The following is a 21,779-nucleotide window of genomic DNA, read 5'->3' as shown; positions in this document are numbered from 1 at the left end:
TTACTCTCCCGTGGTTTCGGCGCCACGCGCCGAGGTGGTTCGGTCGCCACGAGCGCCCGGTCGCTCATCGAGCAGGCGCCCGCGCATCCGGTCGAACTCGCTTCCCCAGCCGGCCTGGTCGGTTCTGGCGAGCCCGCCCATTTCTACTACAGTGCGTCGTTGATCAACGGTACCGGGTGTGTCCTCGGCCGGGTAGACCCGCACCCAGATCCGCCTGCGCTTGACCAGCAGGGAGACCAACAGTCCCGCCATCATCAACAGTGCGCTCACCAGCACCCACTGCTGCGCGGGATCGTGCGACACCTGCAGGTTCACGAACTCCTGCGCACCATCGAAGGCGACCTTGGTGCCATTGGGAAGCGTGGTCGATTCGCCGGGACGCAGGTTCACCCTGGCCTCCTTGACCAGCCGGCCCTGCTTGACCTGTTCGGGGTCCAGCGCGAACAGCGACTGCGGCTTGCCCGTGTCCAACCCGGAGTCGCCGCGGTAGATGTCGACCGCCACGGCCGGATCATTCATCGCTGGGTACGCGGAACTCATCAGCGTGCCGTGGAACATGGCGGTCGGCGCGAACAGGCCCTCGATCGCGATCTGGTTCTTGCGGCGTTCCTCGTCGGTGGCGTACATGCCGCCGGGCGGGTCGATCCGCAGTACGCCACTGGACAGGAACGTGGACGCGTCGTCGGGTCGCCATTGGATGGACTCGGTGCGGGTCTGCCCATTGGGAAAGGTAACCGTGAAGGTCGGCGCGTAGCCGTGGCCCTGCAGGTAGAGCCGATCACCTGCGACCCGGAGCGGGTGGTTCACCTGCACCTGGGTGTCGCGCCAGGTGTTCGTCCGGAGGTCGTCGCCTGCCTGGTAGGCAATACCCGCGGTGAACATCTCGGCCTGGCCGTTCGTCAGATAGTCGGCCTTGAAGTCCTCCACCCGCACGCAGACCGGAGTCATGCCGGTGCCGTCGTTGACGTTGCCCGCCTTGAACGAGTCGAACACCGCGGGCGAGGTGGTGCAGAAGCCGGGGCCCTTGTTCGCCAGCACGATAACGCTGCCCTCGTAACCGAACAGCTTGCCCGCCGCGATGGCGATCAGCAGCCCGACCAAGGCGAGATGGAACACAAGATTCCCGAGTTCGCGGGTGTAGCCCTTCTCCGCCGACAACGTCACCTCGCCGTCGCGCGTACCCGGCCGGACCTCGGTACGCCAGCCGCGCAACTGAGTGCGGGCGCGCGCGACCACCTCCTCCGGCGTCTGCGCGACGCTGCCGGAGTAGTGGTGCGGGAGCCTGGTCAGGTTGCGCGGTGCCCGCACCGGCGGCGTGCGCAGCGCGTGGTAGTGGTCGACGATGCGCGGCAGGATGCAGCCGACCAGCGAAATGAACAGCAGCGCGTAGACAGCCGTGAACCAGAAGCTGGAAAACACGTCGAACAGCTCGAACCGGTCCATCCACGGACCGAGCGTCGGCCGATCGGCGATGTACTGGGCGACCTTCTGCTCGTTGAGATTGCGCTGCGGCAGCAGCGCGCCGGGAATCGCGGCCAGTGCGAGCAGGAACAGCAACACCAGCGCGGTGCGCATGCTGGTGAGCCCGCGCCATGTATTGCGCACGAACGCCCAAGCGCGGCCGAGCACGGATTGGCGCGGCGGCGCGGGAGTTTCGGTTGCCTGCTGGTCGGTCACGGTCATATCGGCAAGGTCACCTCGGAAACGAACGCATCGCGCACCCAGGCGACGAACTGGTCCCATGCCCCCGTCACCAGCGCGGCGCCGACCGCGACCAAAAGGATGCCCCCGATGACCTGGATGGTGCGCGAATTGCGGCGCAGCCAGCCGACGCCGCGCAGCGCGCTCGCCGACCCGAACGCGAGGACAACGAACGGCAGGCCGAGGCCGAGGCAGTAGGCGACGATCAGCGCGACTCCGCGCGCAGCTGTCGTCCCGTCGGTGCCCGCGGCCACCGCCATCACACCCGACAGCGTCGGGCCGAGACAGGGCGTCCACCCTAGCGCGAACACCCCGCCGAGCAGCGGCGCGCCCATGATGCTGGTGAGCCTGCGCGGCTCCATCCTGGTGTCGCGCTGCAACGCGGGCACGAGGCCGATGAACACCAGGCCCATCAGGATCGTGACCACGCCGCCGATCCGTTGCAGCATTTCACGATTCACATTGAGCGTCTGGATGACGCCGAACACGGTGGCCGTGGCGAGCACGAAGACCACGGTGAACCCGGCGACGAACAGTCCGGCCGCACCGGCAACCCGCATCCGTCCGGAGCGCCGTTCCGCCGAATCCGTGACGGCAACCGAGCCCGTCCTGCCCTTCGCGGCCTGGGCGGCGGTCGCGGGCGGGGCCTCGGCGCCGACCAGTCCGGCCAGATAGGAGAGATACCCCGGCACGAGCGGCACGACGCACGGCGAGGCGAACGACACAAGACCCGCCAGCAGGCACGCGCCGAGCGCCAGTAGCAGTGGCCCGGAGGCCGCCGTCTGCTGGAACGACTCCCCAGCGCCGGCAAGCACCATCACGTGGCCTCCCCGCTCTGCGGCGACGCTGCGGGCCCAGCTCTCACACCGACTCCCCCTCGGGCGCCTCCTCGAGCCCTGCGCCGCGGCGCAGGGACACCCGCCGCTCGGTGACGACAGGCTCCTCGGTCACGTCGAGCACGCCGAACTCCAGCAGCGAGTCGGCGGCGACGCTACGCGGCACGGTGGCGATACCCGCCCACCGGTCATCGACGGCCCATCCGCCTCCGATGCGTCGGGGGCCCTGCCGTGGCCGACAGGCGCGGGGTTTGCGGGTACGGCGGTCGCGATTCATTGTGATTCCTCCGCGGCGAGACGTTCGACCACCGGCTGCAGATCGTCGGCGAGCAGAGACCGCAGGAAGACCGCGGCGACCCGGTGCTGCCGATCGAGAACGAGGGTGGTGGGGATGACACTGGTAGGGAAATTACCGCCGAGCGCGAGCAGCGTGCGCATAGACGGGTCATAGATGGACGGATAGCCGACCTTGTTGTCGACGACGAAGTCCTGGGCCTTGTCCTGTTGCGGGTCACGGACGTTGATGCCGAGATACGCGACACCCTTGTCCTTGGTCGCCTCGAAGACCTTTTCCAGGGCGGGCGCCTCGGCGCGGCACGGACCGCACCACTGGCCCCACAGATTGAGCACAACGACCTTGCCCGCGTAGTCCTCGACCGAGGCGGTCTTGCCCGCGGTCATCAGATCGGGGCCGGCCAGCGGGCCGATGGTGCCGCGCGCAGCGGGCGGGTCGTAGAAGATGTCGGTCTTGCCGCCGGGCGAGACGAACTCGAAGGTGCCGCCGGAAGCCACCGCATCCGAACCGGTCGAACAGCCCGCGAACGCGGCGATCAACGCCACGCACGCCAGCAGAACCGGTATCACCCGCCGGGTCGGCGTCGTAGCCGTCGGCGGGGTGACAGACGAGGTGGACCGAGTCATGCGCCGTGTACCGAGGGGTCCGAGCCGCCCGCGGGCTCGGAGTAGACGATGTCCACGAGCGTGTCGCCCTGGTAGACCAGCGAGGTCAGCGAGGCGAGCGAACACTGCCGGAGCCGCGGGTCGTGCCACAGCCGCTGCCCTTGCAGAAACCGCCGCAATGTCCACACCGGCAACTGGTGCGATACCAGCACCGCCTCCCGCCCCGCCGCCTCGACCCGCGCCTTGTTCACCGCGGCCAGCATGCGGTGCGCGATCTGCAGGTACGGCTCGCCCCAGGACGGGGTGAACGGGTCGCGCAGCTTCCACCAGTGCCGCGGTTTGCGCAACGCGCCGTCGCCCACCGAGACGCGCAGCCCCTCGAAGGTGTTGCCCGCCTCGACGAGGTTCTCGTCGGTCCGCACGATCAGGCGGTGCTGCGCGGCGATGGGCTCGGCGGTCTCCTGCGCCCGCTGCAGCGGAGAGGCGATCACCAGCGCGATGTCGTGATCGGCCAGCGCTCGCGCGACCGCACCGGCCTGCGCCCGGCCCGCCACCGAGAGGCTGAAGCCGGGTAGCCGCCCGTACAAGATCGCGTTCGGGTTGTGCACCTCGCCGTGCCGCAGCACGTGCACGATCGTTTCGACGGGCGCGGTACCGCCGTCGTGCACCCGGTCGCCGACCAGGGTGGCCGGGTTGTCGTCGGCCGAACCGGCCGCCGTGGATTCACCGCCCGCACCGGCGGCATCCGAATCGGCGGGCAGCCCACTCACCGGCCCTGCGGTGGACTCGATGCCCGCGTCGGCGGTGCCCGGCTCGGCGGCGTCGGTGGTGGGGTTGGTCAGCCCGCGATGTTCGGCATCGGGCTGATCGCGATCGGAACTCACGCGCGGGATCCTTCAGGGGTGGCGGCCGCCGCCGCGTGTGCGGCGGCGGGCAAGGCGGCGGCGATACGGTCGAATGCGTTTTCGTCGAGCGCTGCGGAAACGAACCATGCCTCGAACGCGCTCGGCGGTGCATACACGCCGCCGTCGAGCAGAGCGTGGAAGAACGCTGGGTAGCGCCAAGTCTGGCTCGCCTTGGCGGCGGCATAGTCGGTGACCGGGCGTTCGGCGAAGAACACGCTCACCATATTGCCCGCGAACTGGACCTGATGCCCGACTCCCGCGCCGGTCAACGCCGCACGAAACAGACCGCCGAGCCGCTCGGCGTTGCGATCGAGCGCGGTGTAGACGTCATCGTCGGCAGCGCGGAGCGTGGCGAGGCCAGCGGCCACCGCGACGGGGTTACCGGAGAGTGTGCCCGCTTGGTAGACCGGGCCGAGCGGGGCGAGGTGATTCATGATCTCCGCGCGCCCGCCGAACGCTGCGGCGGGCAGACCGCCGCTCATCACCTTGCCGAAGGTGTAGAGATCGCCCGCGACGCCCTCACGGCCGAACCAGCCCGCGCGGCCGACCCGGAAACCGGTCATCACCTCGTCCATGACGAGCAGCGCACCGTGCTCTGCGGTGAGCGCCCGCAGGCCCGCGTTGAAACCGGGCAGCGGCGCGACGGCGCCCATGTTGCCCGCCGCGGCCTCGGTGATCACGCACGCGATCTCGCCGGGATTCGCGGCGAACGCAGCCGCTACTGCGTCGAGGTCGTTGTAGGGCAGCACGATGGTGTCGGCGGCCTGGGCACCCGTGACGCCGGGCGAAGTGGGCAGGCCGAGCGTGGCGACGCCGGAGCCCGCGTCGGCGAGGAGTGCGTCGACGTGACCGTGGTAGCAGCCGGCGAACTTGATGATCTTGGTGCGGCCGGTATAGCCGCGGGCGAGCCGGACCGCGCTCATGGTGGCCTCGGTGCCGGAGTTCACCAGGCGCACCCGGTCCACGGGCGCGACCCGCTCTACGATGGCCTCGGCGAGTTCGATCTCCGCCTCGGTCGGCGCGCCGAAGGACAGTCCGTCGACCGCCGCGCGGCGTACCGCCTCGACGACCGCCGGGTGCGCGTGTCCCAGGATCATCGGCCCCCATGAGCAGACCAGGTCGACGTACTCGTTTCCGTCGGCGTCGACGAGTGTCGAACCGCGGGCGGAGGTGATGAATCGCGGTGTCCCGCCGACGGATCGGAATGCCCGCACCGGGGAGTTGACGCCACCCGGAATCACCGAACCGGCCCGATCGAAGAGCTGAGCGGAAACCGGCACCGATGCACTGGTCACGCGCGGAGAAGAACTCACGTATTCCAGTCTCTCAGCCCGCATGAAACGGTCCGACGACAGGGTGTAGTGGAGTGACCCGGGCCGCAGCCGGTCGGCAACACGCCGATGCGTTGTTTGCGCGGATATTGATCGCTGCGCGTTTGCCGATGCGTAGTGTCGGGAACAATCGTCTACCGGCTGGGAAGGTCTGCATGCGGATTGCCATCGTCAGCGCGACTGTGCTGACCGCTTTCACCGCGGCCGTCAGCGCGGCCGCGACGCTAGGCGCCGGTTCGGCCGCCGCGGCGGAACCGATCGGACAGATCGACCAAGGGCGGATCGGCCTACACCTGAACCACGAAGAGACCTCCGTGCTGGCCGACGGGCCGATTCCCGCGGTAGTCACCATGATCGTCCCGCTCAGCCGGATCGGCGCGGGCCTGAAGAACGACACCGGTATCTACCGTGACGAGAACGGCGGGGTGCACGCCTCGCTGCGCCAAGTGGTGTCGGAGGCGGCGAGCCACCTGGACGGGACGGTCACCTTCTATCTGAATGCCCCGGGCACCCGCAACGGCCGAGTCATGGACATCTACCAGAACTGGAGCTGAGCGGGTGCCACGGACAGTCCGTCAGGTGTACATGCAGGGCGCCTGCGCTGAGATGGTGTGCAGGAAGCACATGAACGAGTTGTAGGGGCCCGCGGACCCCGATTCCGGCACGAAGATCGGCGCGTCGACGGCGGTCGCGTCCTCCAGCGGCAGACCCGGACTCGCGCCCGCAGGCGCTGCCCCGATCCCGAGGGTGGCGGCCACGGCAAACGCGGCACAGATCTTCACAGCGAACCGGTTCATCAAACACATTCCTTATCGATACGCGTTCCCACTGCGGCCGAAATGATCACGGCCGCAGAGAAATTCCCGAGAAAAGCGCGCGGTCGGCGAGCTTGCCGCACCGACCAACGCATCGTGCAGCTGCACGGTAACCCAGGCGTGTGGCCCGAGACGATTCGACGGCGATAGCCTCGTCTAGGTGATGCTGACGCAGAACAGCGCGAATCCGGTGGTTACCAGGCACGCCAAGGGCTCGGGCAGCGCGTGCAGCAGCGGCGCAGGCGGGAACGTGGCTGTGAAGGCGGGCATCACCGGAACAGGCTGCGCCGGAGCGGAATCCGCAACTGCGGCGGCCAGGACCGTCGAGGCCGTGCAGATCAGACCCGCGGCCATCGCACCGAGAAGCGTTCGCAGGACTGTTGGCTTCATGAACTCGATGTTCCCGTGATCGGCGAGGCCAAACAGCCAGGCCAACAGAATCGACGCTCAGCGTCCGGCTCCAGCAAGTCCACGGAGGCCACGGACGAGCCGGGCCGTCGCGTCGACCGCGAGCACCCCGGCCACCGCGAGGAGCACCGCGGCCAACAGCAGCGAGGGCGCGGCATAGCGGGTCGCGGTGAATCCCGGTGCGTCGCCGGACGGCCCGAAATCGGTGGTGCGAATACCGTTGCACCAGCTCAGCACCGCCCACATCAGCGCGAGCACGATCAGGCCCACTTCGACTATCACCGCGATGATCCAACGCCTCAATGGTCCGCTCCGTCCTTTTTCCGGTTCACGACCTCCGTCAACGCCGCTCGCAACGCCTTGTGATCCTTGGCCCACGCCTGCACCAGCCTGCCGTCGGCCATCCGCAACCCGATGCCAGTGCGGCGGCGCGGCACGCCGGTCAACTCACCGAGCGTTCTGGCCGATTCCCATTCGTTCTCGCCCGCGTCGCGCCAGGATTCCTCGTCGCGCTCGGGGAAGACTTCGGCGATCGAGCTCAGCGGCAGCGATTCAGTACCCTCGCGCAGCGTCGTTCCGGTGAGTTGCACCCCGACGTGCCGTTTACCCGCGATCACTTGGAGCACAACGAACCCCGCGATCAAGGCGGCACAGAAGAGGAGCGCGAACCAGTGCACGGAACTACCTGTGACGAGTTCGAGGACAAGAATGGCCAGGCACAGGATCGGCCCGTAGGACACCGCACGCCAGCGGGCGCCCGGTTCGGCGAACAAGACGGTCGTATCGGTCACGCCGAGCCCACCACGGCGGCGGAAAACGACACGGGAAGTGGAATCAGCGAGTCAGACCGGGCAGCAACAGCACGGCGACGGTGAGCACACCGAACAGGATCAGCAAGCTCAAGACGGCCAGGTCCCGCCGAATGCTGTGCGGCTGGTGGATCACCACTCGCATCGTTGCCTCCGATTCTCCGGGGCCGGCCGCCCGATCCCGCACACAAGCGCAAGAAAACGTCTGACAGGCGACTACCGGTTCCCGTGTCCACTGTGACAACTTTCACGATACATGCAGACCGACCCTTGACAAATTGAGAACCTGTTGCAACAGCGGTTCACCGTCGGCCTATCTGGAAATACGCGGTGGATTCGGGACGGTGGGAGAGATAGATCGCGCCGACACCGAGCACGCTCTGCACGATCGAGGCACCACCAGCCACCAGCGAGGCCGTTCCGTCTACCGCGCCGATCGCGAACAGCGCACCGATGCCGACCACCACGACCCACGCACCGAGGGCGGTCAACACAGTCCGCGCCCAGAGCTTGCCGCGCGCGAACTGATGCACGATCACCAGCGCCAGCGCGGCGACGCCGAGCCCGATCAGCACCACAACCACGTACACCATCGCCACCATCAGCTCGGCGGCGGCAATCGTGACCTGCGGGTCCTTCTCCCTGGCCTGGTCGAAGACCTCCCTGGCGAAGGTGTGCCGCTGGGGCAATGCGCCGATGATCGACGCGATCAGCTGCACGACGCCGAATCCGACTACGCCCCACCACAATTGCCGCGCGGTACCGATATCCACCGGCATCGGGGCCTTGGTGGGTCGAGCACCGGGCGGTCCCGGCATGTTCGTCACGACAACCAGTGCGCGGCCTCGGTCGCCCAGTAGGTGAGCACAATGTCCGCGCCCGCCCTACGGATGCCCATCAGCGATTCGAGTACGGCGCCGCGGCGATCGATCCAGCCCCGCTCGGCGGCCGCTGTGATCATCGCGTACTCGCCGGAGATCTGGTAGGCGGCGACCGGGACCGTCGAGCGATCGGCCACGTCGCGCAAGATGTCCAGATACGACATGGCCGGCTTCACCATCACGATGTCCGCGCCCTCGGCCAGATCCAGCTCCAGCTCACGGATCGACTCGCGGCGATTGGCCGGGTCCTGCTGGTAGGTGCGCCGGTCGCCTTCCAGCGACGAGGCGACAGCCTCCCGGAACGGTCCGTAGAAAGCCGAGGCGTACTTCGCGGCGTAGGCCAGAACGCCGGTGTCGGTGCGGCCGACGGCGTCCAGTCCACGGCGGATCGCGCCGACCTGGCCGTCCATCATGCCGCTGGTGCCGAGCAGGTCGGCGCCGGCCTCGGCTTGGGCGAGGGCCATGTCGACGTAGCGGTGCAGCGTCGCGTCGTTGTCCACGGTGCCGTCGGTGGCAAGCACGCCGCAGTGGCCGTGATCGGTGAACTCGTCCAAACAGGTGTCGGCCATCACCACAGTCGCATCACCGACCTCGTCGGCGAGCGCGCGCAGGCCGCGGTTGAGGATGCCGTGCGGATCGCTGGCCTGACTGCCGGTGGCGTCCTTGTCCTCCGGGTGCGGCACCCCGAACAGCATGAGCCCGCCGACGCCGGCCGTGACCGCCTCGACGGCGGCTTTACGCAGCGAATCCAGCGAATGCTGCACGACCCCTGGCATGGAGCCGATCGCCCGCGGTTCCTCCAGGCCGTCGGCCACGAACATCGGCAACACCAATTGCCGTGGTTCTAGCGTTGTTTCGGCCACGAGACGACGTAACGCAGGGGTACGGCGTAACCGCCGCGGGCGGTCCATTCCGGTCATGAATCGCACGATACGCCCGGTCGGATCGGCTGTCGCGAGCACCCTTTGCCTGCCGTACGGGCGCGAAAGGCGGGCCGAACCCGTGGTCCAGCGGCGCCGACATCGGCCGTAGAGAAGGCGGTCATCGAGAAACCCGGCACGGTGGGTGAAATCACACCTGCCGCGGCACCCGAAGGCGCATACTCCGACTGAGGGCAAGACCCCACGGGGGACAGCATGACCGATCCGCACATCGATATCTCGCTGGCCAGAGCCGCCGACTTCGAGTCGTGGGCGGCGGTGCTGCTATCGGACTGGTGGCCGGTGCTGACCGGCGGCCTGCACCCACCCGCCACCACACTGCGGGCCTGGCGGGCCGCCGATGGGACCGCGCAGGTCTTCCGGGTCGAGTTCGTCGCCCGGCAACTGGCCGCACCTCAGCTGATGCCTGCCGCGCACACCGCCTTCGGCATGCTCGGCATGGTCCCCGACGAATACGAGTGGGCGCGTAGCCGGGGCAGCCATCTGGTGGGCAACACCGAGGACGCCGTCGTGCAACTGCGGTTCTCCGCCACCGCGCAGACCGTTTTCCTGCGACTGCAGAGCAGGCCGTACCGGGTGTCGCCGGAGGCGGGCCGACGACTGCTCGCCAGGGCCGAGGAGAACCTGCCGTTCCCCAACACCAGCACCGGTCCACTGGACGTGCGGGTGGCCCGCAACAGCGCGCGGCATCTGCTCGCTGGACACGGCGCGCGGTACGCCACACCGGCAAACCCTTTGCAACTCGGCCCGCCGGAGCAAGTCGCCGACCTGGGCTGGGCCTTCATTTTTCCCTGGTCCACCACCTCCTGGTATATCGACGGCGCGGCGCCGGTGCTTCCGCCGGGCAGTCGAGGACCGATCGTGGTCGTCAAGGACTCCGGGCACACCTGGTTGCTGAACAGCCTGAACAGCTACAACGCGCAGCTGACCGCTTACGCTCGCGACCGCGGGTACCCGAACACCGTTCGGCATCCGAGATGACCGAGCGCGGGAGTTCCGACGGCGCCGCAACAAAGGGGGATGACATGTCCGAACCAACCGAGCCGCCCACCGACGTCGAACTCGCCGCCATGGAGCGGCGAGCCGAGGCGCTGTGGGACGCAGGCGATGCGGCCGGCGCCGAACTCTGGCTGCGCCGGGCCGCGACAGGCGGCAGCGCCGGCGCGATGGCGAAGCTGGGCACACTGTTGAGCACCGACGGGCGGATCGGCGAGGGGATCGACTGGCTGGAGACCGCCGCCGCGCGCGGCGACTCGATGGCCGGCCAGCAACTGGGCCTGCTGCATCTTGAGCGCGGGAATCTCGACGACGCCGAGCGGTGGTTGCGCCCCGCGGCCGAGCACGGACTGCCCGAAGCACTGTGCAACATGGGGGTGCTAGCCAATCGCCGGGGCCGCAACGACGAGGCCGAGCGCTGGTATGAGCGGGCCGTGCGCGCCGGAAATCCCACGGCCATGCGCAGTCTCGGACTGCACCTGGCGCGCCGCGGCGCATTCGACCGCGCGAGAGAGCTGCTCACCGAGGCCGCGCGCCGGGGAAGGGCCGATGCGATGGCGGTGCTCGGCGCTCTGCACCTCGACCGGGGTGATCAGCTCGCGGGTGAACGATGGCTGCGCAAAGGCGCCGCCGCGGGCGACCCGGACTCGATGTTCCATCTCGCGCTGTTCCTGCGCGAACAGAACACCGCCTACCTCGCGGGCGACCTCGCCGATCCCGCGGTACTCCGCGCCGCCGCCGCGATCGCTACCGGCCGCACACCGGCGCAACAGGAGGCGAGGCAGTGGCTCGAACGCGCCGCCGCGCTCGGCCATCCCCAGTCGTTGCGGCTGCTGCACGACCTGTGAGCGTGCGTCTTGTGCGTGAAAACCATTGTGGGACCCATAGTTTGTCGGTACCCCACGGTAGAATCGAAGATATGTTCGAGGGGCTCGCCGCCCCGATCCCCACAGGAGGGATGCCAGTGCGCACGCCGAAAACCGCTCTCATCGACCGTCCTTATACCCCGCTGGAAAAGCGTCCGCTGCCCGCGGGTCGCCCCCGCGCGTGGTATGTCGTGCACAACCGGCGCCTGAAGGCGATGCGACTCGCGATCGCCCTGCTCGACTCTGGCGTCTACGCCCCGAGTTACGCCACCAACAAGCGGATCCGGCACACCGCCGAGGTGATCGGCATCCGTCCGCCGTCGGAAGCCACCTGCACTATGGTTCGCACCTTGATGCGCAAGCGGCACTGATATTTGATGGGTGACGCTCGACGGCGCGTGCCACCTACCACAGGGAAAGAGCCGCCGACCTGCGGTCCACGGCTCTTTCCCTGCGTCATGCCAGGCGCGCGGCCCCGATACACCCTGCCTGATCGCAAGATCCGATCTGGGCCCGAACCATTCCACCGCCCGGGGGCGGGGCGACTCGTCCGAAACCGCGGATCAGCGGCTGCGGCGGCTCTTCTTGCGGGGCGGCGGCAGAAGGCCTTCGGCTCGGAGCCGGGCGGCGTGCTCGGCCAACGCCTCGACCAGGGGACCAACTTGGGCCACCTCGGGCTGCACGTCGACACGCAGGCCGAACTCGATGGCGGTTTCGGCGGTCTTGGGGCCGATACACGCCACGATGGTGCGGGCATGCGGCTTGCCCGCGATACCGACCAGGTTGCGCACCGTGGAGGAGGAGGTGAACAGGACCGCGTCGAAGCCTCCGGTCTTGATCATCTCGCGGGTCTCCGCGGGCGGCGGCGATGCGCGCACCGTGCGGTAGGCCGTGACGTCGTCGATTTCCCAGCCGCGATCGCGCAGCCCTTCGGCCAGCGTCTCGGTGGCGATGTCCGCACGCGGCAGCAGTACCCGGTTGACCGGGTCGAAAATATCGTCGTAGGGCGGGAAGTCGGCCAGCAGGCCCTCGGAGGACTGCTCACCGCTGGGCACCAGCTCGGGGTTGATGCCGAACGAGCGCACTTTTTCCGCGGTAGCCTCGCCGACACAGGCGATCTTCACGCCGGAGAACGCCCGTGCGTCCAGACCGAACTCGGCGAACTTCTCCCACACCGCGCGCACCGCGTTGGTGGAGGTGAACACCACCCACTGATAGCGCCCATCGACCAAGCCCTTGACCGCGCGTTCCATCTGCGCCGGGCTGCGCGGTGGCTCGACCGCGATCGTCGGCACCTCCATCGGGATGGCGCCGTGCGTGACCAACCGCTCGCTCATCTCGGCGGCCTGATCCTTGGTGCGCGGCACCAGCACAGTCCAGCCGTACAGTGCGCGCGACTCCCACCACGACATCTTCGAACGCTGGGCGACCACCTTGCCGATGGTCACCACCAGCGGACCGACCAGCTCGGAGGCCGCGCTGTTCAGCGTGGCCAAGGTGGCCTCGATGGTGCGCTGCTGGCGGGTGGTGCCCCGCACCGTCACCGCGACCGGGGTCTGCGGCGCCATGCCGTGCTCGACCAGTGCGCTCGCGGTTTCGGCCAGGTGCCCGGAAGTCGCGTGCAGCACGAGCGGACCGGGGGCGGTCGCGAGTGCGGCCCAATCGACCTCACCGCGCACGTCGGCCTCGGTGTGCCCGGAGCCGAGCGCGATGCCCGCGTAGCTGGGCACCGCCGAGCCGTTGGGCAGGCCGGGCAGCACCTCGAAGACCATGTGCGAACGGGTGACGGCATTGACCTCGGCGATCACCGAATCGGTGGTCAGCGGGTCGCCCGCGACCACCCGGACCACGTCATGCCCGCTGCGCGCCTCGGCGATCAGTGTCTTGGCCACTTCGGCGGGCTCGCCGAGCGCGGGCCGCACGTCCACCGGGCGCTCGCCGTCGGGGCCTGGCTCGACCGCGGTGCCGATCAGGGCGAGCACGCCCTTGTCGACGTCGGGGTCGGTGAACGCCAGCGTCGCCCGCCCGATCACTTCACGGGCCCGCACGGTGAGCAGCGCCGGGTCACCGGGACCCGATCCGACGAAAAGAATCCGACCAGGGTGTTTTTTGGTGGCTCGGCTCATGCCTGCACCTCGCTGACGCTCGGCTCCGGCATGCCCGAAGGCGCGGTGCCTATGATTCGCTCGCTACGCTCGCTCATTGGCTGTTCTCCATTGGGCTGGGATTGGGCAAGTCTGTGTCGGGCGAACTCACCGCCTGGGCACGGGAACCGTCGTCCGGTTCGGTCGCGAGAAGCTCGCGCGCGCCCATGTCGAGCAGCTCGCGCGCCAGCGCACGGCCGAGCTCCGCCGCCTTCGTAGGGGCGCCGACCACCGACGCCCGCAACACATCGGACCCGTCGACGGCCGCCGCGCAGGCGCGCAGTGAAAGCTCATCCACGATCCGTCCTTCGTCGTCGAGCGACTCGACGACCTCGGCGAGCGCGCCGATCGGCGCGGTGCAACCGGCCTCCAGCTCGGCGAGCAGCGCCCGTTCAGCGAGTACCGACGAGCGGGTGGCGGCGTCGTCCAAGCCGGTCAGAATCTCGATGAGCGCGTCGTCGTCGCTGCGGCATTCGACCGCAAGTGCGCCCTGGGCAGGGGCGGAAAGCATCTGCACCGGCTCCAGTGCCTCGGTGACCGCGTCCAGCCGATCGATGCGGGCCAGTCCGGCCCTGGCCACCACGACAGCGTCCAACTCGCCCTCGATGACCTTCCGTAGCCGGGTGTCCAGGTTGCCACGCAGCGGGACGACGTCCAAGCCGAGGCCGAGTGCCCGCAGCTGCGCCGCGCGCCGCGGCGCGGAGGTTCCGACCTTGGCGCCCGCCGGCAATTCGCCGAGCACCAGTCCGTCGCGCGCCACCAGGGCGTCGCGCGGGTCCTCGCGGGGCGGGATGGCGGCAATGGTGAAGCGCGAATCCTGCGCGGTCGGCAGATCCTTATAGGAGTGCACCGCGATATCGATGGCACCGGCGGCAAGCTCGTCCCGCAGCGCGGAGGTGAACACTCCGACGCCGATCTTCTGCACCGGGTCCGCCGACAGATCACCGGCGGTCTTGATCACGACCAGCTCGGCCGGCTGACCCGCGGCGATCAGCGCGTCGCGCACCGTGCCCGCCTGGGTGAGAGCGAGCAGGCTTCCTCGGGTGCCGATCCGCCACGGCGCACGTGTGCTGCCCGCGGTCACGCTGCCCTCCTGCACCATGGTCATGCCGTTTGCCCCTGTTCCTCTCCGCGATGCCCGGCGGTGAAGTCGTCGGCCAAGGCGATCTCGCCGTCGGCCAGTGTGAGATCGATGCCCTCGCCGGGGAGGGCGGTGATCTCCATCGGTGCGGCGACCGCCTGCGCGGCACCGGGTTTCAGTTCGAACAGTTCCCGCAGCGCCTCGGCGTAACTGTCACCGCCCGGCGTGGACGCCAGTTGCTTGACTCGCACCGTCGGCGCGTGCAGTAGTTTGTCGACCACCCGGCGCACGGTGCGCGCCACCTCGTCACGCTCCGGATCCGCGAGACCGGGCAGCCGCGAGCCCAGTCGGAGCAGTTCGGCCTCGACCACCTCCGCGGCGCGCTGGCGCAGCGCGGCTACGGTCGGGGTGACCTCCGCCATTCGCTGTCCGGCAAGGTATTTGGCGAGCTCGTCGGCGACGATCGAGCGCGCGGCCGCCGTGTCGTCGGCGGCCGCGCCCGCCGCGGGATCGCGCTGCAACGTCTCGATATCGATGACCGTGACACCGGGCAGCCCGGCCACGGCATGCTCGACGTCGCGGGGCAGGCCCAGATCGCAGAACACCAGAGGCCGCTCATCCGTCGCGAATTCGTCGCCGCGCTCCCGCTCCGTGAGCGCACGGTGGGTGTCGGCCAACGTCACGACCGCGCCGACCGCGCCGGTACAGGTGACTACCACATCGGCCGCGGCCATCGCCTCGGTGAGCCGGGACAGCTCCCGCGCATCGGCCTCGACGCCGTGCGTGGCCGCGGTCTCGGCCAGCCTGCGCGCCCGCTCGATGGTGCGGTTCACCACGATGATCCGGTCGATCCCTGCGCGCGAAAGATGCGCCACCGCAAGGCCGCCCATCGCGCCGGCGCCGACGACCACGGCGGTCCGTCCGGCCAGTGAGCCGAGCACGTGCTGCGCGCGATCCAGCGCCACCGACACCACCGACGCGCCCGCGCGGTCGATCCCGGTCTCGGAGTGCACCCGCTTACCGACCCGCAGCGCGTGCTGGGACAGCTCGTGCAGGGTCCGCCCGACCGCCTGCTGGGCGTCGGCGGAGGCATAGGCGCCGCGGATCTGGCTGAGCACCTGCTGCTCGCCGACCACCATCGAGTCCAGGCCGCTGGCCACGGCGAACAGATGCTCGGCGGCCGCCTCGGAGTAGCGGACGTAGGCGTGCTTGGTCAGATCGGGCAGCGGCAGCCCGGAGTGCTTGGTCAGCAGGTCGCCGACGTCGGCGAGGCCACCGTGGAAGGCATCGACCACCGCGTAGACCTCGACCCGGTTGCAGGTGGAGACAATCATCGCCTCGGAGATGTGGCTGGAGGCGAGCATGCGATCGATGAGCTTCGGTCGGTCCGTATCGGTGATCGCCACCTTCTCCAGCACCGCCACCGGCGCGCTGCGATGCGAGATGCCGACGAGCAGAACACTCATGCCTGTGCCTCGCTCTCGCCCGGCAGGGGCCTGCGCGGCGGCATTCTGTGCTGGTTGATTCGCTCGCTGCGCTCACTCATGGTGTGACCACCGATCCCTTGCTGCTTGGCTCCGTTGCCGTATGCGAGGTTGCCGAATGCTTGAGTCCCGGGTGCGTGGCCGCCGAATGCGGCGTCGGGAGCCGGTGCGCAATACGTCCAGACCCGGCATGCGCGACCTCGGGGAACGGGGCGGCGTCGGCATTGCGCACCCGTTCGAATGACAGCATCTGCATTTCGACGGCCAGATCCACCCGTCGGACTTCGACCGTCGCCGGCGCGACAAGCTCGCAGGGAGCGAAGCTCAGAATCGACTGCAACCCGGAGGCAACCAGCCGGTCGCACACGTCCTGAGCCGCGTCGTCGGGGACTGTGATGACCGCGATGGTCGGTTCCAGCGCGGCGACGGCCTCGGCCAGCGCGGCGACATCGCGCACCACCAGACCGGCGACCGACATGCCGATGACGTCGGGGTGGCTGTCGAACATGCCGACCACGGTGAACCCGCGTCGCTGAAACCCGCGGTAGCCGACCAGGGCTCGCCCCAAGTTCCCCGCGCCGACGAGCACGACACGGTGGCCCTGCGACAGGCCGAGCACGTCCTCGATCCTCGACCGCAGCTTGGCCACGTCATAGCCGACACCACGCACGCCGTTGGGCCCGAGGAACGACAAATCCTTGCGCAACTTCGCCGAATTGACACCCGCCGCGACAGCCAGTTCCTCACTCGATACGATGGCCACACCGTCGTCGGCCAACAAGGCGAGGACCCGAAGATAGGTGGCCAGCCGCGCGACGGTGGCCTGCGGGATGTCCTTCTGCAGAGCCCTGCCGGAGACGCCGCTCGGCGCCTCATGCTGCTCTGTCACGTCGTCGGCTCCTCGTTCCGGCCCATCGGGCGCCGGTTCGTCGCTCGACCTCTGGCCCAGGACGGTCCGGTGCCACGGTCGAATTTTCGGATTTCAGGGCGGCTCCGCAGCCTCGGCATGCGGGTCGCGTGCCACCACCGTAACTGCTTGTGAAGCCCTGCACAAAGTCGGTGAAATTGACCTCATTTTCCGCCGCGACCAGCACAACGGCCGGAACGGGCGGCAAACGGCGCCGCTCAGTGCTTCAGGTCCGCCCGCAATCGGGCCTCGTCTACCTCGAAATAGCTGTGCTCTCGGCCGTCCAGCAGTACGACAGGAAGGCGGTCTCCGTACTCCGCGCGCAGGCCAGGGTCGCTTGCGGCGGCTTCGTCGACGTCCACAGTCCGCGGTTCGATGTCGAATTCGGCGCAGATCGCACGCAGCTGTTCCAATGCGAGCACGCACAGGCCGCAGCCCACTCTGGTCAGCAACGTCACCGAATGTGTGGGATTGGTCATGCGGAGTATTAAATCGGGCGCCCCACACACCTCGAAGGCACCGTACGCGCTTCGCGATTGTGTCGCACGCTGCCTGCGGTGCAATGCGGGAGCTCCCGCACCCCGAAGGCAACGTACGCGCTTCGCGATTGTGTCGCACGCTGCCTGCGGTGCAATGCGGGAGCTCCCGCACCCCGAAGGCACCGTACGCGCTTCGCGATTGTGTCGCACGCTGCCTTCTGCCGTGACTGGCGGCCGATCCGGTTACTGTTGACGTGATTCGCGCGACGGGCGGAGGTACTGGTGCCGGAACGATCGAGGGTGGCAAAAGCCGGATTCATCGCTGGACGGTTCGGTGAGTTTCCAGCACGGTGGAATCTGAGTCAGGTGGGCCAAGGTCTTCAGGGTCTGCAGGATCAGCTCGCCCGTATCTCGCGTAGCCCCTTCGGCCCTAGCGAAGAGGAATTGCGCGCGAACCTGGCCGGCGAGGCGAGCGCGGACGCGGCCCTGACACTGCACGACGCGGAACTGGCCGCCGGCGAGGCGGAGACGGTCGGCCCCGAGGTGCCGCGCGATCTGACCGCGGCGGCATTCTTCGATGTCGACAACACCATGGTGCAGGGCGCGTCCATCGTGCATTTCGCCCGCGGCCTCGCCGCGCGCAAGTACTTCAAGACTTCCGACCTGGTGGATGTTGCCTGGAAACAGGTGAAGTTCCGGATCACCGGCAAGGAAAGCAGCACCGACATGGTCAGCGGCAAGGAGAAGGCGCTGGCGTTCATCGCCGGGCGTCCGACCGCCGAACTGGCCGCGCTCGGCGAGGAGATCTACGACGAGATCATCGCCGACAAGATCTGGCCCGGCACCCGCGCGCTCGCGCAGATGCATCTGGACGCGGGCCAGCAGGTGTGGCTGGTGACCGCGACGCCGGTCGAGCTGGCGCAGGTGATCGCGAAGCGGCTCGGGCTCACCGGCGCGCTGGGCACAGTCGCCGAGAGCGTGGACGGGAAGTTCACCGGGCGCCTGGTCGGCGACATCCTGCACGGCCTCGGCAAGGCGCATGCGGTGCGCACGCTGGCGATTCGCGAGGGCCTGAACCTCAAGCGGTGCACCGCCTACTCCGACAGCCACAACGACGTGCCGATGCTCTCGCTGGTCGGCACCGCGGTGGCGATCAACCCGGATTCCGATCTGCGTGAGGTGGCCAAGAACCGGGGCTGGGAGATCCGGGACTTCCGCACCGGGCGCAAAGCCGCCAAGATCGGTGTACCGACCGCCCTCGCCCTCGGCGCGGCGGGCGGCGCCGTCGCCGCGGCGGTGACCCGCCACCGCGACAGCAGTTAGCCAGCGCCAGGCAACCCCGCGAAGCGAGACCAGAACTCAGCCCAGGAATATGTTGCGGCGCTTGGTGAGCAGCTTGTACAGCGTCTGCTGGATGGTCTCGCGCACCTGGTCGGTGACCTCGAACATGGTCATCGGGTCGTCGGCCGATTCGGGCTCGTAGCCGGTGGTCGGGATCGGGGCGCCGAACTCGATATACCACTTCGACGGCAGCGGCACAGCGCCGAGCAGGCCGAGGTGTGGGAACAGCGGAGTCACCGGGAAGTACGGCAGGCCGAGCAGCCGGGCCAGCGGCTTGAGATCGGCCAGCTTCGGGTAGATCTCCTCGGAACCGACGATGGAGCACGGGATGATCGGCACACCGGTGCGCACCGCCGCGGCGACGAAACCGCCGCGGCCGAAGCGCTGCAGTTTATAACGGTCGGCGAACTGCTTGCCGACGCCTTTGAAGCCCTCCGGGAAAACGCCGGTCAGCTCACCGGAGCGCAACAGCCGCTCGGCATCCTCGCGGCAGGCCAGCGTGTGCCCAGCCTTGCGGGCGAGCGCGCCGAGCACCGGCATCTCGAAGATCAGGTCGGCAGCGAGTAGGCGTAACGCGCGCTGTTTCGGGTGCCGGTCGTGTACGGCCAGCTGTAGCATCAGGCCGTCCAGCGGCACAGTGCCCGCGTGGTTGGCCACAATCAGCGCGCCGCCCGCCTCCGGGATGTTCTCCATCCCGCTGACCTCCGCTCGGAACCACAGTTCCGACAGTGGGCGCAATGCGGGCAGAACGACCGACTCGAGTAGGTGCTCGTCGAAGCCGAACTCGTCGACCTGGTAGTCGCCTGCGAGCCTGCGGCGAGCGAACTCGGCAGTCTTGCCGATCTGCCTGCCGAGCGCGCCGCGGACCAGCCCCGACAGCGACTGCGCCGGCGGTGGCGAGACGGCGGCGAGACGCTCCGTCAGCGACGTGACAGGGCTCGGCGCGGGCATGCCTGCCGAGGTCTCGGGCCAGCGTCGCGGGATCGGCCGCTGGCGCGCCTCGAACTGGAGGTCGTGCAGTGGAATGACCTTCGCTACGTCGTTCATTGTTGTGCTCCCGTACCGGCCCCGAGCAGGCCGAGCAGTTTGTTTTCTGCGGCGTCGATCCATGCCGGATCGACCACGGGCCGCAACGCTGCGCCCCCGATGAAGTCGTCGAACGCCTGGACCGTCGTCCAGCGCGGCACGAACCCGAGTTCGGCGCGCATGCGCGTGGTGTCCAGACCGCAACCGAAATGGAAATAGTCGAGCTGCTCGCCAGAGAAATCGCGCATCACGGGGCCCATCAGCAGCCGCCCCGCGGTGCGGAACACGGTGAACGGCACGGGCAGCTCGACCCGGCCCGCCCGCCGAACCGCCTGCGACAACGACAGCGCACCGTCGCCCGCGATGTTGTAGGTGCCGCTCTGCGTAGTGCGCGCCGCGAGGGTCAGCGCGGCGACCGCGTCCCCCTCGTGCAACAGCTGCATCCTGGCGTCCCGGCCGAAAACGGTCGGTGTGACCGGCGAACGCAGATACTGCACCCCACGACCGGCCAGCCGCGGACCCACGATCGGCGCGAATCGCAGAATAGCCGTGGCGATATCCGGGCGGCGGCGCGCCAGCCCGCGCACGAAACCTTCGATTTCGATCATGTCGCGCGCAAACCCACCGCGCGGGGGCGTCCGCGCGCTCATTTCCTCGCTGAATTTCGCGGGATCCTTCGCGCTGCAACCGTACACCGCCGACGAGGACCGCAGCACAACCCGGCGCACCGACGGCGCCTTCTGGCACACCGCGAACAGCTGCATGGCGCCGAGGACGTTGAGATCCTTCATCACCGCGCGGCTGCCGCCACCCGGTGGCCGCGCCAGCACCGCGGCGTGTACAACGGTGTCCACCGCATCACCATCGATCACCTTACGGATCAACGGATTTCGAATGTCCGCACGGACGAATTCGGCGCGGCCCATGCGGCGCTGAAGCTCACGACCGGGGGTCATCGTATCGACGGCCAGGATGCGCTCGATGCTGGGATCCTGAGCGAGCCGGGCGACGACGTTACCGCCGAAGAACCGGCTGGCCCCGGTGACCAGCACGACCTTCGGCGTCTGTTCGTCCCGCACGTCAGAACCCACCGGCACCGCTTCCCACCTTGGCAGCCCCCATTGGTGTTATTCCCGCTCCTAGAGTAGCGGGTGCTTTCCCATCGGCCGAGAGTATTAACCAGGATCTAACGATGACTTCAGTCACGTGATACATTTGACAGTTTTAAAATTTCGAATTTCAAAACGAAAAGGCCCGTCACCTATCGGTGACGGGCCTCCACAGCTCTCGCGCAGTGGCGCCTTACTTGCCGAGTTTGCGCCGCTGGACACGCGTGCGGCGAAGCAGCTTGCGGTGCTTCTTCTTCGACATGCGCTTGCGGCGCTTCTTGATCACAGAACCCATAGGGTTGTTCCTCGCGTTCTCTCTACTCGGCGCGCACGTCCTCGACGTGCGCGATTGCCGGACGTCCGTCCGCCAAGGCGCCCCTGCCAATTGACCGAGGTCGCTCAGCAAGCCTCACGCCCTGTGTCCGCGCCGCCGGGCACCACGGGGCACCCAACAGCGGTGCCGCCGGCGGGCGAACACGAACCGAGGAGCTATCGTACCGGCACGTCCGGCCGGTAGCGAAACCGCCTCATCCGGCGTCGAAGTAGGACGTTTCCAGGTAGTCGTGCACCGCCTTGGCATGCACACGGAACGATCGACCGACCCGTACGGCGGGCAACTCACCGGAATGCACCAGCCGATATACCGTCATCTTGGACACCCGCATCAGATTCGCCACTTCGGCGACGGTGAGGAACTGGGTGCCACCACCGAGCACAGATTGCCCCTGAGACGCGGACCCACTCTGCGATCGGGAGGTGCCCCGGCCACTCGAGGGACCGGAGCCGCCGGACGCTCCTGAATTATTTGCAGACATCTTG

General features: G+C 68.5%; 26 protein-coding genes. 5 read left to right on the top strand and 21 right to left on the bottom strand.

The features are described 5' to 3' along the window. The 6 genes from AB0H00_RS03655 to hemL all read right to left on the bottom strand — a co-directional run bounded on the left by AB0H00_RS03655 (nucleotide 1) and on the right by hemL (nucleotide 5,655). Nucleotides 1–1,683 (bottom strand): cytochrome c biogenesis protein ResB, encoded by a 1,683-nt coding sequence (locus AB0H00_RS03655; RefSeq protein ID WP_357260142.1) that lies wholly within the window; start codon nucleotides 1,681–1,683, stop codon nucleotides 1–3. Beyond that, nucleotides 1,680–2,519 carry a cytochrome c biogenesis CcdA family protein gene (locus tag AB0H00_RS03650; RefSeq protein WP_357260455.1) on the bottom strand — a complete coding sequence of 280 codons (840 nt, stop codon included), beginning with the start codon at nucleotides 2,517–2,519 and terminating at the stop codon, nucleotides 1,680–1,682. Before AB0H00_RS03650 ends, AB0H00_RS03655 begins: the two co-directional genes overlap by 4 nt. 43 nt (nucleotides 2,520–2,562) lie before the next feature. Beyond that, complete coding sequence (locus tag AB0H00_RS03645) at nucleotides 2,563–2,814, bottom strand: hypothetical protein (RefSeq protein WP_357260139.1); 252 nt, start codon at nucleotides 2,812–2,814, stop codon at nucleotides 2,563–2,565. After that, the gene (locus AB0H00_RS03640; protein ID WP_357260136.1) at nucleotides 2,811–3,458 is read right to left on the bottom strand and encodes a TlpA disulfide reductase family protein; all 648 of its coding nucleotides are present in this window, start codon (nucleotides 3,456–3,458) and stop codon (nucleotides 2,811–2,813) included. Before AB0H00_RS03640 ends, AB0H00_RS03645 begins: the two co-directional genes overlap by 4 nt. Continuing rightward, complete coding sequence (locus AB0H00_RS03635) at nucleotides 3,455–4,105, bottom strand: histidine phosphatase family protein (RefSeq protein ID WP_357260453.1); 651 nt, start codon at nucleotides 4,103–4,105, stop codon at nucleotides 3,455–3,457. Before AB0H00_RS03635 ends, AB0H00_RS03640 begins: the two co-directional genes overlap by 4 nt. 212 nt (nucleotides 4,106–4,317) lie before the next feature. Beyond that, nucleotides 4,318–5,655 (bottom strand): glutamate-1-semialdehyde 2,1-aminomutase, encoded by a 1,338-nt coding sequence (gene hemL / locus AB0H00_RS03630; RefSeq protein WP_357260133.1) that lies wholly within the window; start codon nucleotides 5,653–5,655, stop codon nucleotides 4,318–4,320. Between the two features lie 173 nt (nucleotides 5,656–5,828). On the opposite strand from hemL, the gene AB0H00_RS03625 reads away from it, so the two are divergent. Further along, the gene (locus tag AB0H00_RS03625; RefSeq protein WP_357260130.1) at nucleotides 5,829–6,227 is read left to right on the top strand and encodes a hypothetical protein; all 399 of its coding nucleotides are present in this window, start codon (nucleotides 5,829–5,831) and stop codon (nucleotides 6,225–6,227) included. A 21-nt stretch (nucleotides 6,228–6,248) separates the two neighbouring features. On the opposite strand, the gene AB0H00_RS03620 is transcribed toward AB0H00_RS03625, so the two are convergent. The 6 genes from AB0H00_RS03620 to hemB form a co-directional block, all read right to left on the bottom strand. Next, a complete protein-coding gene (locus AB0H00_RS03620; RefSeq protein ID WP_357260128.1) occupies nucleotides 6,249–6,470 on the bottom strand; it encodes a hypothetical protein in 222 nt (73 codons plus the stop codon). Between the two features lie 174 nt (nucleotides 6,471–6,644). Then, on the bottom strand, nucleotides 6,645–6,878 hold the full coding sequence (locus tag AB0H00_RS03615) for a hypothetical protein (protein ID WP_357260125.1): 234 nt from the start codon (nucleotides 6,876–6,878) through the stop codon (nucleotides 6,645–6,647). A 57-nt stretch (nucleotides 6,879–6,935) separates the two neighbouring features. Beyond that, nucleotides 6,936–7,199, bottom strand: coding sequence for a hypothetical protein (locus tag AB0H00_RS03610; protein ID WP_357260122.1), 264 nt, complete (start codon nucleotides 7,197–7,199; stop codon nucleotides 6,936–6,938). Continuing rightward, nucleotides 7,196–7,687, bottom strand: coding sequence for a hypothetical protein (locus AB0H00_RS03605; protein WP_357260119.1), 492 nt, complete (start codon nucleotides 7,685–7,687; stop codon nucleotides 7,196–7,198). The genes AB0H00_RS03610 and AB0H00_RS03605 overlap by 4 nt, the downstream gene beginning before the upstream one ends. A 320-nt stretch (nucleotides 7,688–8,007) precedes the next feature. Then, nucleotides 8,008–8,523 (bottom strand): hypothetical protein, encoded by a 516-nt coding sequence (locus tag AB0H00_RS03600; RefSeq protein WP_357260450.1) that lies wholly within the window; start codon nucleotides 8,521–8,523, stop codon nucleotides 8,008–8,010. 5 nt (nucleotides 8,524–8,528) lie between these two features. After that, nucleotides 8,529–9,506 (bottom strand): porphobilinogen synthase, encoded by a 978-nt coding sequence (gene hemB / locus AB0H00_RS03595; RefSeq protein WP_357260116.1) that lies wholly within the window; start codon nucleotides 9,504–9,506, stop codon nucleotides 8,529–8,531. 216 nt (nucleotides 9,507–9,722) lie between these two features. On the opposite strand from hemB, the gene AB0H00_RS03590 reads away from it, so the two are divergent. From AB0H00_RS03590 to AB0H00_RS03580, 3 genes are all read left to right on the top strand, one after another. Then, the gene (locus AB0H00_RS03590; RefSeq protein WP_357260113.1) at nucleotides 9,723–10,508 is read left to right on the top strand and encodes a hypothetical protein; all 786 of its coding nucleotides are present in this window, start codon (nucleotides 9,723–9,725) and stop codon (nucleotides 10,506–10,508) included. Between the two features lie 44 nt (nucleotides 10,509–10,552). Beyond that, nucleotides 10,553–11,371: a tetratricopeptide repeat protein gene (locus tag AB0H00_RS03585; RefSeq protein WP_357260110.1), complete on the top strand. Its 819-nt coding sequence runs from the start codon at nucleotides 10,553–10,555 to the stop codon at nucleotides 11,369–11,371. A gap of 71 nt (nucleotides 11,372–11,442) precedes the next feature. Further along, nucleotides 11,443–11,760, top strand: a complete 318-nt coding sequence (locus tag AB0H00_RS03580) for a hypothetical protein (protein WP_357260107.1) — start codon at nucleotides 11,443–11,445, stop codon at nucleotides 11,758–11,760. A 192-nt stretch (nucleotides 11,761–11,952) separates the two neighbouring features. Here the strand turns inward: AB0H00_RS03580 and AB0H00_RS03575 are convergent, their stop codons facing one another. The 5 genes from AB0H00_RS03575 to AB0H00_RS03555 all read right to left on the bottom strand — a co-directional run bounded on the left by AB0H00_RS03575 (nucleotide 11,953) and on the right by AB0H00_RS03555 (nucleotide 17,484). Continuing rightward, entirely contained in the window at nucleotides 11,953–13,515 is a 1,563-nt protein-coding gene (locus tag AB0H00_RS03575) for a bifunctional uroporphyrinogen-III C-methyltransferase/uroporphyrinogen-III synthase (protein WP_357260104.1), read from the bottom strand. Nucleotides 13,516–13,588: 73 nt separating this feature from the next. Further along, complete coding sequence (gene hemC, locus AB0H00_RS03570; RefSeq protein ID WP_357260101.1) at nucleotides 13,589–14,641, bottom strand: hydroxymethylbilane synthase; 1,053 nt, start codon at nucleotides 14,639–14,641, stop codon at nucleotides 13,589–13,591. Then, nucleotides 14,638–16,080, bottom strand: a complete 1,443-nt coding sequence (locus AB0H00_RS03565) for a glutamyl-tRNA reductase (RefSeq protein ID WP_357260099.1) — start codon at nucleotides 16,078–16,080, stop codon at nucleotides 14,638–14,640. Before AB0H00_RS03565 ends, hemC begins: the two co-directional genes overlap by 4 nt. A 76-nt stretch (nucleotides 16,081–16,156) precedes the next feature. Further along, a complete protein-coding gene (locus AB0H00_RS03560; protein WP_357260092.1) occupies nucleotides 16,157–16,987 on the bottom strand; it encodes a redox-sensing transcriptional repressor Rex in 831 nt (276 codons plus the stop codon). A 236-nt stretch (nucleotides 16,988–17,223) separates the two neighbouring features. Continuing rightward, complete coding sequence (locus tag AB0H00_RS03555) at nucleotides 17,224–17,484, bottom strand: glutaredoxin family protein (protein ID WP_357260089.1); 261 nt, start codon at nucleotides 17,482–17,484, stop codon at nucleotides 17,224–17,226. Nucleotides 17,485–17,841: 357 nt separating this feature from the next. Between AB0H00_RS03555 and AB0H00_RS03550 the strand changes: the two genes are divergently transcribed. Continuing rightward, entirely contained in the window at nucleotides 17,842–18,807 is a 966-nt protein-coding gene (locus AB0H00_RS03550) for an HAD-IB family hydrolase (protein ID WP_357260447.1), read from the top strand. A gap of 36 nt (nucleotides 18,808–18,843) precedes the next feature. Here the strand turns inward: AB0H00_RS03550 and AB0H00_RS03545 are convergent, their stop codons facing one another. The 4 genes from AB0H00_RS03545 to AB0H00_RS03530 all read right to left on the bottom strand — a co-directional run bounded on the left by AB0H00_RS03545 (nucleotide 18,844) and on the right by AB0H00_RS03530 (nucleotide 21,676). Further along, entirely contained in the window at nucleotides 18,844–19,872 is a 1,029-nt protein-coding gene (locus tag AB0H00_RS03545; protein WP_357260086.1) for a lysophospholipid acyltransferase family protein, read from the bottom strand. Continuing rightward, nucleotides 19,869–20,942, bottom strand: coding sequence for an NAD-dependent epimerase/dehydratase family protein (locus AB0H00_RS03540; RefSeq protein WP_357260444.1), 1,074 nt, complete (start codon nucleotides 20,940–20,942; stop codon nucleotides 19,869–19,871). Before AB0H00_RS03540 ends, AB0H00_RS03545 begins: the two co-directional genes overlap by 4 nt. Before the next feature lie 211 nt (nucleotides 20,943–21,153). Continuing rightward, nucleotides 21,154–21,255, bottom strand: a complete 102-nt coding sequence (locus tag AB0H00_RS03535; protein ID WP_003402602.1) for an AURKAIP1/COX24 domain-containing protein — start codon at nucleotides 21,253–21,255, stop codon at nucleotides 21,154–21,156. A 232-nt stretch (nucleotides 21,256–21,487) separates the two neighbouring features. Next, nucleotides 21,488–21,676: a helix-turn-helix domain-containing protein gene (locus tag AB0H00_RS03530; RefSeq protein WP_040696222.1), complete on the bottom strand. Its 189-nt coding sequence runs from the start codon at nucleotides 21,674–21,676 to the stop codon at nucleotides 21,488–21,490. Between the last annotated feature and the right edge of the window lie 103 nt (nucleotides 21,677–21,779).

Source organism: Nocardia sp. NPDC023852 (genome assembly GCF_040639505.1).
GTDB lineage: Bacteria > Actinomycetota > Actinomycetes > Mycobacteriales > Mycobacteriaceae > Nocardia.
The sequence above is the reverse complement of the archived record's forward strand: the minus strand, read 5'-3'. Positions and strand labels throughout refer to the sequence as shown.